The organism is Bradyrhizobium sp. AUGA SZCCT0105 (genome assembly GCF_018129565.1).
In the GTDB taxonomy this organism is placed as follows: Bacteria; Pseudomonadota; Alphaproteobacteria; order Rhizobiales; family Xanthobacteraceae; genus Bradyrhizobium.
Window position 1 is genome coordinate 1,417,329 of the sequence record NZ_JAFCMK010000001.1, and the last position, 13,435, is coordinate 1,430,763.

The 13,435-nt window shown below is 63.1% G+C and carries 9 protein-coding genes; 1 reads left to right on the plus strand and 8 read right to left on the minus strand.

Annotated features, from left to right (window positions below; all coding sequences use genetic code 11):
• Positions 1–115 precede the first annotated feature (115 nt).
• The 8 genes from JQ573_RS06480 to JQ573_RS06515 all read right to left on the minus strand — a co-directional run bounded on the left by JQ573_RS06480 (position 116) and on the right by JQ573_RS06515 (position 12,062).
• Positions 116–1,336, minus strand: a complete 1,221-nt coding sequence (locus JQ573_RS06480; RefSeq protein WP_212311196.1) for a bifunctional alpha/beta hydrolase/OsmC family protein — start codon at positions 1,334–1,336, stop codon at positions 116–118.
• Between the two features lie 28 nt (positions 1,337–1,364).
• A complete protein-coding gene (locus JQ573_RS06485; protein WP_212311195.1) occupies positions 1,365–2,027 on the minus strand; it encodes a sulfite oxidase-like oxidoreductase in 663 nt (220 codons plus the stop codon).
• A gap of 13 nt (positions 2,028–2,040) precedes the next feature.
• Entirely contained in the window at positions 2,041–3,363 is a 1,323-nt protein-coding gene (locus tag JQ573_RS06490) for an MFS transporter (protein WP_212311194.1), read from the minus strand.
• An 86-nt stretch (positions 3,364–3,449) separates the two neighbouring features.
• Positions 3,450–4,676, minus strand: a complete 1,227-nt coding sequence (locus JQ573_RS06495; protein WP_212311193.1) for a cytochrome P450 — start codon at positions 4,674–4,676, stop codon at positions 3,450–3,452.
• Positions 4,677–4,750: 74 nt separating this feature from the next.
• Positions 4,751–4,957 carry a ferredoxin gene (locus JQ573_RS06500; protein ID WP_038387982.1) on the minus strand — a complete coding sequence of 69 codons (207 nt, stop codon included), beginning with the start codon at positions 4,955–4,957 and terminating at the stop codon, positions 4,751–4,753.
• 457 nt (positions 4,958–5,414) lie between these two features.
• A complete protein-coding gene (locus JQ573_RS06505; RefSeq protein WP_212311192.1) occupies positions 5,415–6,794 on the minus strand; it encodes a caspase family protein in 1,380 nt (459 codons plus the stop codon).
• A gap of 12 nt (positions 6,795–6,806) precedes the next feature.
• Positions 6,807–9,626, minus strand: coding sequence for a hypothetical protein (locus JQ573_RS06510; protein ID WP_212311191.1), 2,820 nt, complete (start codon positions 9,624–9,626; stop codon positions 6,807–6,809).
• Between the two features lie 147 nt (positions 9,627–9,773).
• Positions 9,774–12,062 (minus strand): hypothetical protein, encoded by a 2,289-nt coding sequence (locus JQ573_RS06515; protein ID WP_212311190.1) that lies wholly within the window; start codon positions 12,060–12,062, stop codon positions 9,774–9,776.
• 736 nt (positions 12,063–12,798) lie between these two features.
• Between JQ573_RS06515 and JQ573_RS06520 the strand changes: the two genes are divergently transcribed.
• Entirely contained in the window at positions 12,799–13,431 is a 633-nt protein-coding gene (locus tag JQ573_RS06520) for a TetR/AcrR family transcriptional regulator (protein WP_212311189.1), read from the plus strand.
• The last annotated feature ends 4 nt before the right edge of the window (positions 13,432–13,435 follow it).

Sequence of the window (13,435 nt, forward strand, 5' to 3'; positions counted from 1 at the left end):
CGGAATAATGGAAATGTATCCCTGAGTTGCCCGACGTGTCAAGTCGCCTTGTCGAGCGCCGGCGGCCGCCGGCTACTGTGCATGGGGTTGTTTTCGATTTTTCTCAGCGCGCCCCTCACTCCGCCGCCTTGGTGACGATCCGCACCTCCGACGTCAGCGTCTTGTGCACCGGGCACTTGTCGGCGATCTCCATCAGCCGCTTGCGCTGATCGGCATCGAGGTCGCCCTCGATCTTGATCACCCGGTCGATCTGGTCGAGCATGCCGTCGTGCGTCTCGCACTCCTCGCAATCTTTGGCATAAATCTTGTTGTGCTGGAGCGTTACGGTGATGCGATCGACCGGCAGCGACTTGCGGTCGGCATACATCCGCATCGTCATCGAGGTGCAGGCGCCGAGACCCGTGAGCAGGAAATCGTAAGGCCCGGGGCCGGAATCCTGGCCGCCGACGGCAACCGGCTCGTCGGCCAGCATGCGATGCGGACCCGTCGTGACGGTCTGCTGGAATTTGCTGGCGCGGGTCTCCTGCACCACGACGTTGCGCGGCGCGCTGCCGGTGTCAGCCACCGGCTGCGGTGCAAGATCGACGTAGCGCTCGGCCCATGCGCCGATCACGTCGGCGACATAGGCGGCGTCCTGCTTGCCGCTCAGGAGATGATCCGCGCCCGCAAGCGAGACGAAGCTCTTGGGATGCTTGGCCGCAATGAAGATATTGGTGGCGTTGTCGATGCCGACGGTGTCGTCGGTCGGCGAGTGCATGACCAGCAGCGCCTTGTGCAGCTGCTTTACCTGCGCCATCAGGTTTTGCTCGGCGACGTCGTCGAGGAATTCGCGCTTGATGCGGAAGGGGCGGCCGGCGAGCGACACTTCGCCTTCACCCTGCGCGCGGATGTCCTCGATCCGGTCCCTGAAAAAGTGCGTGACATGGACGGGATCGGACGGCGCGGCGATGGTGGCGACCGCCTTCGCCTCGGGAATCTGGCCGGCGGCCGCGAGGATCGCGGCGCCGCCGAGGCTGTGGCCGATCAGGATCGCGGGCGCCTTGCGCGTCTCGCGCAGATGGTCGGCGGCGCGGACGAGATCGTCGACGTTCGACGAGAATGTCGAATTGGCAAAGTCGCCTTCGCTGGAGCCGAGGCCGGTGAAGTCGAAACGCAACGTGGCGATGCCCTTGGCGGCGAGGGCAACCGCGATGCGCTTGGCCGCCAGCACGTCCTTGCCGCAGGTGAAGCAGTGTGCGAACAGCACATAGGCCTTGATCGGGCCGTCCGGCGTATCAAGCGCGGCGGCAAGCTGATGGCCGCCCACACCGGTGAATTGAAAGCGTTCATGCGGCACGGGCAGGCTCCATCATTGTGTTGATCCGTCAGTCGCTAGAATAGCGCTGTTCGGCCCAGGGATCACCGCGATTGTGATAGCCGCGCATCTCCCAGAAGCCCGGCGCATCTTCGGTTAAGAATTCGATGCGCTGCAGCCACTTCGCGCTCTTCCAGAAATAGAGATGCGGCACCACGAGCCGCACCGGGCCGCCATGCTCGTGCTCCAGCGGCTTGCCCGACCAGCTATGGGCGAGCAGCGCGTCCTCGGCTGCAAAATCCTCGAGCGACAGGTTTGTCGTATAACCGTCATAGCAATGCAGGGCGACGAAGCGTGCCTCCTCGCGCGGCTGGCAGGCGGCGAGCAGGTCGCGGGTCGAAAGCCCCTCCCACTGATTGTCGTAGCGTGACCAGGTGGTGACGCAGTGAATGTCGGAGACGAATTGGGTCTGCGGCTGCGCCGCGAATTGCGACCAGTTCCAGTAGATCGTCTGCTCGACCGCGCCGTAGACGTCGAGCCGCCAGCGCTCCCGCGTCACGTTCGGCATCAGCCCGAGATCGAGCACCGGCCAGTCCGCCGTCAGATGCTGGCCGGGCGGCAGGCGCTGCTCCTCCGGCCGGGTGATCTTGCCGGTGAGGAATTTGCCCTCGCGCGCCCAGCGCTGCTTGCTGCGCGTCAGCTTGCTCTCGGGTGGCTCGGCGTCGTCGGTCATGGGCGTTGCGCCATCATTCGTGGCGATGCATCGCGGAGTCGTGCTTGGTGTCGCGCATGGTCGAGTAGATCAGGAGCGACAGGAAGATCATGCCGCTGAGATAATAGTAGAACCAGTCCTCATGCCCGATGCTCTTGAAATAGAGCGCGACCGCAGGCGCAGTGCCGCCGAAGATCGACACCGTGATGGCGTAGGGCAAGCCGACGCCGAGCGCGCGGACATTGGTCGGGAACAGCTCGGCCTTCACGATCGCATTGATCGAGGTATAGCCGGCGACGAAGATCCAGGCGCCGCAGATCAAGAGGAAAGCGATGAAGGGCGACTTGGTCTCCTTCAGGGCGGTCAGGATCGGGATCGTCGCCAGCGTGCCGACGACGCCGAAAAAGATCAAAAGCGGCTTGCGGCCGATGCGGTCCGACAGCGCGCCATAGATCGGCTGCAGGAAGGTCGCGAAGATCAGCGAGCCGAAGATCACGAAGGTGGTCTGGTCCTCGGTGAGGCCGACCGACAGTTTCACGAAGGTCTGCATGTAGGTGGTGAAGGTATAGAACGCCGCGGTGCCGCCGGCGGTGAGGCCGACCACCAGCAGCAATTCGCGCGGATAGTTCAACAGGCCGACGATCGAGCCGGTCGGCTTGGAGACCTTCTTGGCCTCCTCGAACGCCTCGGTCTCGTGCAGGCCGCGCCGCATCACCGCCGCGAAGATCGCGAGCATGGCGCCGATCACGAACGGAATCCGCCAGCCCCAGGCCTTCAGCTCGTCCGGCGTCAGGAACACCTTTTGCAGCAACAGCAGCACGATGATCGCGGTGAGCTGGCCGCCGATCAGCGTGACGTACTGGAAGCTCGAATAGAAGCCGCGATGCTTGGCGTCGGCGACCTCGCTGAGATAGGTGGCGCTGGCGCCATACTCGCCGCCGAGGCTCAGGCCCTCGATGATGCGGGCGAGCGCCAGGATCGCCGGCGCGGCAATGCCGATCGTCGCATAGGTCGGCGTCACCGCGATGATCAGCGAGCCGAAGCACATGCAGACCACCGAGAGTGTCAGCGACAGCCGCCTGCCATAGCGGTCGGCGATGTAGCCGAACAGCCAGCCGCCGAGCGGGCGCATCAGGAAGGTCGCGGCAAACAGCACGGCCGCATTGAGCTGCTGCACCACCGGATCGCTGTGCGGGAAGAACGCCGGCGCGAAATAAAGCGCGAACGCGGTGTAGGCGTAGAAATCGTACCACTCGACCAGATTGCCGACCGAGCCGATGAAGATCGCCTTGACCCGCCGCTCGACGTCATGGATGTCGAGATGGTCGCTCGCGGATCGAGCGGTTTGTTCGGACATTGGCAGGCCTCCCCGGATTCTCTGGCGCGATTCCGGGGGCAACCTATCTCATTTGCGTGGTGCGATGTAACTGCTGTCCTGTTCCTTTAGGCGTTCTTGCCGAACAGAACGGGCAGTTGACGAGGGCCGCGCACCGTGCCTTCGGACCAGGTGACCTTGCCGGCCGGGTCGAGGCGGAAATCCGGAATCCGCTTCAGCCATTCCTCGATCGCCACCTGCATCTCCATCCGCGCCAGGTTGGAACCGACGCAGCGGTGGATGCCGAGGCCGAAGGCGGCGTGACGGTTCTCCTTGCGGTCGATCACGACCTTGTCCGCATCGGGGAACATGGCGGGGTCGCGGTTGGCCGCGGGGAAGGACAGCAGCACCATGTTGCCCGCTTTGACCGGGCAGCCGGAGATCGTGGTTTCCTTCATCACCTCGCGCGCCATCGTTACCGGCGAATAGGCGCGCAGGAATTCCTCGATCGCGGTCGGGATCAGCGCCGGCTCCGCGACCAGCCGCTCGCGATCGGCGGGCGTCTTGGCGAGGTGCCAGAGCGAGGAGCCGAGCGCGCTCCAGGTGGTGTCGATGCCGGCGATCAGGAGCAGCCGCAGCGAGCCGAGCACGTGCTCGTCGGTCAGCGGCTGGCCGCCGGGGCCCTTGGCCCGCAGCAGCTGCGAGATCAGATCGTCGCCCGGCTCAAGCTTGCGCTGCTCGAGATGGGCCATGAAGTAGCCGGTCATCTCGCGCACGCCGCTCATCATCTCGTTCTCGTCCTTGATGCCGAGCTCGAGGATCTGGTGGATCCACTTGATGAAAAGGTCGCCGTCCTTCTCCGGAATCCCCAGCATGTGCGCGATCGCGCGCACCGGGATGTGCTTGGTGTAGCGCGCCGCGGCGTCGCAATGGCCATCGGCGATGAATTCGTCGATCAGCTCGTTGCAGATCGCGCGCACCCGCGGCTCCAGCCGCTTCATCGCGTCCGGCGTGAAGGGCGGCAGCAGCACCTGCTTGGCGGGCTTGTGCTCCGGCGGATCGGAGGTGATCGGCGGCGCGCGGGCGGTGATCTCGGGGCGGACGTCGCGCACGATGACGCGGCGCGAGGAGAAGTGCTCGGTGTCGTAGGCGATCTCCTTCACCGCCTGATAGGTGGTCGGCATGTAGCAGCCGAGGAAGCGCTCGGTGTGCACGACCGGCGAGGCGGTGCGCAGCGTCTCCCAGATCGGGAACGGGTCGTCGGTCCACACCGGATCGGTATGGTCGAAATCATGGACCCAGTCGGTGACGGGGGGATGTTCGGGCAGATAGGTTGCGGACGGGGAATCGGACATCGGCTCGTTTCCTTCTCGTTCGATCAAAACGCTGGTCGGCTCAACGGGAGGCACCCGGCCATCCCTGCTGGCCGCTATTCCTCGGTGACTTCGATCGCGATTTCCGGGCAGTTGGTCTGCGCGAGCCAGGCCTTGTCCTCGAGCCCGGCCGGAACGGTCCCGTCGCCGACTTCATGGGCGTTGCCGTATTCGTCGAGCTCGAACAGTTCGGGGGCGAGCGATTTGCAGCGGGCGTGACCCTGGCACTTGTCCTGGTCGACGCGGATTTTGAGCTTGGACATGCAAGCACTCTCCCTCGGCTCTGGCGCACAGGTAGGGCGCGCCGGGTTCCTCATTTTAGTTTATGCAAGTTCCAGCTTGCTTGGGCGGCCTCTTACCGGCCGCCAAGTTATAGCATATTACATTACTGTCGCGGTTGTCCGTCAAGCGAAAATTCAGCGGGGGGCAGTCCCGCCACAGGTTACGAAAACCTTCGCAACTACTGATTTTTGGGTGCCCGGAGGCTGATGCCTGGGTCCCCGCCGGTCCCGGCGAGGGAAGCGGTGTCCGCGATCGGGCGTGTTGTCTTCTCAAGGTGAGACTGGTGGCGCGGCAGCCGACAAGACGCCATCGACGTCTGTGGCCATGACCTCGCGCCACGTTGCGCTGGGGATCTCTCGCGATCGACCGGCACAATGCTCGCACCCCCTGCCGCGCGGCGGCGCTCTGTCGCCGCGCGCGGCAGCAGGTCGTCGGCGGCTATGCCGGTACGAGTGGCGGTGATGCGATTGCGCCATTCAAGGCGATCGTCGGCGCGGATGCCGCGTCTGAATCAGCCGTCGAGACCGCGTAATTGTCCCATCGGCCCAGATCAAATGTGCTCGCGGTGAGAATTCGGAAGTAAAGCGCACTGTTATTGCGTAATGCCGCCCAAGCATAGGGTGGCAGGTTATATGTGGCGCCGGTGAAGCGCGACTTGACCTGCGGGTCGTTCCACGAGGCGTAGAAATTGTCGGCGGTTCGTTGTGCCGGATAGCCAAAACAGTTCGGGTCGCTCGTGATCTCAAATGCATAATACGCGTTGGCGCCGGGCGTTACGTTGAAGGCGGGGCCGTTGCTTTTCGAACGATCGTAAGTGTTGGGGCCGGTGACCACAGGACCCTGCTGGGTGGTGGGCGGCTTTGCCGGTTGGCCCGTCGCCGAGGTGCGTTGATCGACCACGATCGTCAGTGGCTTCGAGTTGGTGAAGACGTCATCGTTGACCCCGACCGTAAAGTAGTTCGGTGTCTGTTCGGGTGGCATCAGCGCCAGGATCGCTTGATGGAATTGCGGCAGCGAGCCGGTGAAATTGCCGCTGTTCCAGACTGACAGGAGTTTTTCGGTAAAGAGCCCGTTGCTCTGGCCGTCCTGCGATTCCTGATTGTCTTGACAGCCGGAGATCAGGATCACCGAAGCGGTAATCTCGCCACGCTTGCGGGTCCATTGCGCGGCTTCGTACATCGGCAGGTCGCGCTCGAAGACATCGAGTGCGACGGAGGGAGGAATCGACCGCTTTTGTGTCGCGGCAACGTCAGGGGCGGGGCCGCGCGCACGCGTATTTGCAGCAGGCGCGTAAACCGACTTGAGGTTCTGTAGTCCGCGGCCCTGCGGGAAGATTGGAATTGCTTTGTGTTTCGACTGCGGCCATCGGATGCCGCTCGGGATGAACAGCTCTCGAATGACGGTGCCGCTGTGGCAACTGTCCGAATAGACCTCGATGCGCACGTTGGCCGCAAACTGGCCCCACAGATTGTAGAGCTCGTGTCCGAGGACCATGCGGTCGTAAGCCACCCAGGTGTCGTCAAGACCATTGGGCGAGTCGCCGGTCGTGTCCGGGACCTGGCCGCCGTGACCGGAATAGGAGATGACGCAGGTATCTCCGGACTGCAAATTGTACGCAGCCTGGCCGATGGCTCCGAGAATGGCGTCGGCGGTCGCCTCACCATCAAGAAGCTTCTGCGTCGTGAAACCCTGCGACTGACAAATCGTCTCCATCGCATTGGCATCGTTGATGCAGCCGGCCAGCGTGCCCGCCCAGCCGTTGTACTTCGATGCATCGACGCCGTTCAAACCAACATGTAGCGAAAAGCCCTGACTCATAACATTCTCCTCCTACAGAAGATCAGCGGTAATTCCGATGACGCTGCCCTTGTTAAGGTCCCAATTGCGCCAGGCGGTCGTGAGCGTGCCGCTTGCGCGGGTCTCGACCAGCGCGAACTGCAGTGTCTGATGTGCCAGATAGTCGTTGATCGGCAGCGTAAACGAAGCGTCGGCCGTACTGGCTTCAGCCAGACTGATGGTCTCGATGTGGCTGTTTCCCTCGAGGCGTGCCTGGACGGCAAGTGCAGTCAACTGATGGTTGGAAAAGTTGAGCTGATTGATGAACGTCACGGTGCTGGTGACGTCTTCGACGAACACGTCAAGCTCCTCGATCGACGTCGCAGCGACTGCGGTGGCGTTGGCAAACGCTCGCGTGGTCGCCGGATCAACTTTCGCGGTGACGGTCGTCCCTGGCGCGAGCGTGGTGTTTACGGCCACAACCTGGCTTGTCCCGCTTGCCGTCGACGTGACCAGGTCCGTGACGTTCATGGCCTGCTGTGTGCGATTGGTGAGTGTCGCGGTGTCGCCTTGCAGTGCCACCGTCACCGGGCCGGATTCGGGAGGTCCAACCACATTGCTGTCGACGATCAGCGCGGCGTTGACGCTGCTGCCGTCCGGCAGCGTGAAGGTAACGCCGCCCTGAATGCCGGTGCGATCGAGCACGGCGGTAAGGAGCGCGGCATTGGCCAGCGGCAGGCTGAGAGTAATGGTGATGGCGTCGAGTACGGTGACTGCTTGCGGCGTGCCCAATTCGGCGGTTAACGCCCACGAATAGCCGACCGTGGCCGCGACGAACGGATCCGTCGGATAGACGATCGCCGGCGTGCTGCCCGACGGCGTCAGGGCGACAAGCTTCGCGCCGAGCTGCAGCAACGCCCCGGGAGAGACGTCCGGAATCAGTGTCGTGGTCAAGGCGTACCGATTGTTCGCCGGATCGACATCGAGCAGGCCATACAGCATGATCATCGGTCGGAAGGCCTTGCTGCCGCTTCCGTCGCCGAAACGCCCGACCCGGTACGCGGTCGGCGCGACCATGAAGCGTCCTGGCTGTTGCAGCGAGCGAAACACGCGGAACGCCGGATCACGCAACGTGGTGACTTCATCGAATGCTTTCAGCGCGGTTTCGCCGAGCTTCAGGGAATCCTGGCAGCCGATCGCTGTTGCAACCCCGGCGTCATTGCGCTGGAGATAGAAGTTCCCGTAGCTGCCGCACGGCAGCGAAGCGTCGGTGGTCTCCTCGCGTACCAACGAACGCGTCACCAGCGTCCGGTGCGGAGTGATTGTTGCCGGGATAAGATGCGGCTGAATGTCCGCAGGCGGTATTGGCGTGACCGTGAGGTGCGAGACGGCCGGTGTCGCCGGTGCCCGTCCGGCAATCGAAGGGCTCTCGCGGTCGAACTGCACCGAACCAGACGCACTGACGATCTTCAGGTCCTGCCTGACCAGCGTTGGTCCGCGCACCTGCGCCGGCAGATCGTTGACGGTGGCCACCTTGGCAATCTGGTGGACGAGGCCGCCTCCGATCACGTGGAACGTCTGGGGGCTGTAAAAGATGTACTGGTAGGAGGTGAAAGCGTAGGAGACGACGACGCGCGGCGGCTCACCGGTTCCGGGAAATGCCAGTGACGCATAGGTCAGCCGCACCCAGTCGTCGAGCAACGCAACGGTGATCGTGATCTGGTCGCCGGTCTGGGACACCGTCCCGGGAAATCGCTGGGATTGAATCTCGCTGGTGCCCGCACGGCGATACGGAATCTGCAGCGCGCATGACAGATTTTGCAACGGAACCGCTTGCAGCTTGCGATCCGGATTGGCGGCGGCGGCGGCCGTCTCTGGTGTCATCGCGGCCTTGACGGTGAGCCGCACGGTTGCTGTCAATCCGGTTCTTGCGGTGCCGTCCGAGCCAAGCACCGAGCCGGTTTTTGCCAGCACAAAGGAGAACGCCGCGTTCGCGGCATTGTCGCTGGCCGCCGGCTTCACCAATGTGAAGGTCGGTGCATACCAGCCGGCCTTCGGGTCGAGCGCATCGGGCCACCAATGCGCGGCGACATCGGACACCACCGGGTAGTTCTGGGTGGGAGACTGGGTATCATCGAGGTGCAGCGGCAGCACGTACATATCGTTGCCGATGAACGTATGTGCGTGCGCATTGAGAGCGATGCCCTGGCTCGTGGCGCCGCCCGAGATCAGCGCGGCCGCCGAAGGCTGCACGATGTGGCTTGCTGTCATCGCGAACGGCAGGGAGGTGAGCCGGTTGTTCATTGCAACAAGCGGCACCGCCGCCGGCGCCGCCCGCAATGCCGTTTCACCGCCCGACAGGTTCTTCCGCAACGGCGGCACACGGTTCGCGGTGCCGTCGGCATTCACGACCAGCAGAGACAAATAAAGGTTGCGATCCAGGCCATCGAGAATCCCGCCAAGCACGAGGTCGAGCGACAAATCGTCAATTGGTGGACCGTCGACGATCTCGGTCACAAGTCGAAGCCGCGATGCCCGTCGGTCGAACGCGTAGAGCACGTCGAGCGCGGCTTCCGGCGGCAGGGACGTGGCGATGGTGCCCTCGACCCGCGTTCCGAACAGGTCGGTGCCGGCATAGAATGCGCGACTGTCACGCAGCGAGCACCGGCCGGCACGGACGAACAGCTTCCGGCATGGTGCGTCCAGCCGCGAGGCGAGGGCCGCGATGTCCTGTTCGGGGGTCTCGAACGCAATCACCAGCGACAGCGAACCGCATGTCACCAGCGGTGCGATGGAGGCGTCGTCGAGCGTCGGCATGCGCGACAGCACCAGTGTCAACGCCACCCGCGGGCGGCCGGCGATGTCGCGCGCCACCCGCGGCTTGCCCGAGAGATGGTCGTAACCATCTCTCGTACGCCGCACCTGGACCGATGCTGGACCCGGCAGATCAAGCCTGCTCCAGCCGGATGTCGTGCTCGGCGCGATGTGTGGTCCAAGGGCAGACATGGCTGCTCCGCCCGACTAGGCTGGTTCGAAGCTCGAAAACACAACCTCGTCCTTTGGAGCCGGTGCACCCTTCGATGCGCCGCCATCTCCGGGGGACGCCGCCCAGCCGCCGACTTCGCCATAGCCGCCGGAACCGGGCGCGCCCTTGCCGGTCGGCGGAGGCGCCGTTGGTTTCAACGTACTGGGCGGAGGTACGACGTGACCGGTCGAGGGCGGCGGCGTTGCCGGCGCACCTTGTCCAGTTGTCGTTGAGGCGATCGCAGACAACGGGACATCCTTCTTCGTGACGTTGGGATCATCCGGCGTCGGTACCGTCACCATCAGCCCGCCGCTGCCGCCCGTCGAGATCGGAGTGGTCGTCGACCATTCCTGTCCGTGGGTGAACAGCGTGCCTTTGACCACGACGCGAACCGAATATTGAAACTTCGGCACGAAATTCTTCTGCCCGGTGTAAACCAGCCAGTAGCGCGGCGTGTTTTGATCCGCGAACTTGAAGGTGAACTTGACCGGATCCCGGTCATTGCCGTCGTCGCGCTTGCCCAGCGCCTGCATCGTCACCTCGACGTATTGGGTGTCGTCGGTCAGATTGGCGCCAAGCAGGATCGGCCCGACCGAGAGCGTGCCGGCTTCCTCGACGCGGACTTCAACCGCGATTGTGTTGTCGGGCGTTCCGAGCGGGCTTGGGTCGAGATCGACGATGTCCTTCTCGACCTGCACGCGTGCATATGGATTCTCGAATTCGCTCGGCGGCTCGGTAAAGTGAATCTGCCGCTTCAGGAACATCTTGTCCGGCTCCCAGCCCGCCGGCGGATGGGCAACGTCGCTCTTCTGCTTCATGAACGTCGCGGTATCGAAATGGGCGTCCGGTCCATCGGACGGACTGAATACGTGTCCATCCCATTGCAGGGCGCCGTCGGCGTTGGGATAGCCAACCTGACAGGACAGGAATGCCACGGGTTCACCGACCCACTTCTGCGTCGGATCCGGCCAGTTCACCACCGGCTTGAAGACGCGCGCGACCTTGCGGTCCCAGTCGCCGATATCGACCGTAAGGAAGTAGACCTTGTCCTTGGCGGGATTGGCCCGGATTTCATCCGCCACGCCGTCGAGCGTGCCGCCGACCTGATAGTTCTGCAGGTAGGCGATTTCCTTGGTCTCGTGATACTCCAGATCGAGGTTGGTGCGCTGCTCGCGCAGTTTGAACGCGGCGCCGCCACCGAAGCCGAGGAAGCCGCCACTGGCCTGTGCCGGTTGCTCGTTGAATGGTGCCGGGTCGAAGATCACCTGCTTCGCCAGGTCCATGAACTTCTGGAAGATCAAGTCGCTCCGCTTGTCCATATATTCTTGCAGCTTGTCTGCCCCAGGCAGCGACTGGTCGACGAATGTATGGACCTCGATGTCGCCGGATTCGCGGAGGCTGTCGTATTGGGCTTGAATGTCGGCACTCCAGAACAGACCGCCGGCGTGTCCGGCACCTGAGAAGTGATCCTGGATTCTCGACCAATGACCGGTGATATCGATCGTCATCAGGGGACTGACCACCCGGACCATCATGTTCTGCGTCACGTTCATCACGCCGGTGCCGAGATTATGAAAGCCGTTATAGGCAACCGCCGCCGGGATGCTGCCGAGCAGCGCGCTGTAAGCCTTCTCCGCGCCTGGATCGATGGTGCCGGGGCCTTGCCCTGACAGCTTCACGAACATCGGGTCGATGTTGGTGCCGCGATAGCTCTGCGGCACCGTGCGGGGCATGACTCCCGCCGGCAGATAGGAGCGGTTGAGCCCGATCGTCGGTGGCGCTCCTGCGATTGGGCTCTTGCTCGACATCACGGCCGGAATGCCACGGCTGTCGCCCGGCAGGGTGTTGGAGAGCACGCACTGATTGCTGACGATGGGAATGAAAGTGAACCAGGGCTTCTGATTCGAGGTGTATCGCCACAGCGGATTGTCATGGCTGCGAACCTGATCGATCAGCGCCGCATGGGCATCGGCCAGCACGTTGTCCGGCGGCGCCGCAGTCGTCGCGAAATTGATCAGCCCGCCTGCCACTTCGTTGTCGGAACTGGTTTCGCCGACAGTGGTGCCGCTCGATCGCACGCCGGCGAAGTGGATCATGCTGAACTTGTAGTCGCCGTTGGGCTTCCGCGCGAGATTGACCTGCTCGGGCAGCCAGTAATACACCGGCGCTTGCCCGGCTGCCTGCAGTTGCTGGTTGTGCGCATCGACCCAGTAGCTGATACGCCACCCAGATTTCGTCACGACCTGATTGCCGACTGCGAAAAGCGGTCCAACTGGCGTCACCATAATGATACTCCGCTTGGGTTGCGGCGATCGACGGCGCTCAGAGAATTTGTGAAGCCGCCTCGCCGATGAAAGTTGCGCGGGATCTCTCCAGATGGAGGGATACCGAAAAATCGAGTTCAGCCATTGGTGGCTGCTCATCCGTCAATTCGCGGTCACGCGATACTTCCATTCGAAGGCGCGGGTCGCACGATGAGCAAGTTTGGGAAGTTCCCAGGATTGATAATTGCGGTCGCAGTTTGCGCCGGCATCAAGATGCATTGGAAAAACTAGAAATATTGATCGAACCGTTTGTCTTGCATGCCTTCCTCCTTGCCCAATACTGGCTTCGGAACGGATGCGACCTGTGCAGTGGTATTCTCGATCCTTGCAACCAGCATGCTAGACCCGTTGCGGTCGTTCGTTAGTGAGATCGTTCACAGGCTCAGAGGTGATTTGCGGGAGTGGTAAACATTTTGCGGCCCTATTCGGTTTACTTCGCTAAGTATGCAGCCAACAGTTGAGCTTCATCTTGCGCAAACCGAACTCGGTTCGGCTTCTTGCCGCCGCAGGCGCGGCAAGAAGAAGTGAAGCGCCCGGGCGAACGAGGCAAGCTTCGCGGATATGGCCGGAGGATCCGGCAGGTCGCCGCCACCGGCATTGCGGATATCGCATCCCCCATTCGAAGGGGTGACGTAAGCCTTTGATTTCGCTATCCTGTCCTCTCGATGGGCATCACACTCGAGCAATCATTGCCGCAATGGGACAAATCGTTCGTAAGCCGTTGAAAACCTACCACCATGGCGACCTCCGCGAAGCCCTGATTCAGGCGGCGTTACGCGAGGTCGAGCTCGGTGGCCCCGAAGCGATCAGCATCAAGGCGCTGGCCAGGCAGCTCGGCGTCTCGCAGCCGGCGCCGTACCGGCATTTCGCCGACCGCGAGGCGTTGCTGGAGGCGGTGACCGCGGAAGCGTTCCGGCAGTTCAACGTGATCATGCGCGAGGCGATCGAGCGGCCCGGCAAGGGCTCGAAACTGTCGCGCTTTGCCCAGGCTGCGCTGGCCTTCGGGCTCGAGCGCCACGGCATCTACCGGTTGATGTTCGCGTCCAGAACCATGGCCTGCGCGCCCGTGGGCAGCGAGCTGCACGTCGCAGCGATGGAAACGCTGGCGCTGCTGATCGAGTCGTTCGAGGCACCGGCCGTCGGGCTGTTGCGCGAACGGCAGGCGCTGAAGATCTGGGCCGGGCTCCACGGCATCGTGATGCTCGCCGAGCAGGGCCTGCTCACCGGCGAGGTCGGCCAGATCAGCCGCGAGGAACTGATGGACGAGATCGTCGAGCAGACCAAGCTCGCACTCACTGTCGCGCTGCATGCGACGGAGGAAAAGGCGTAGAACG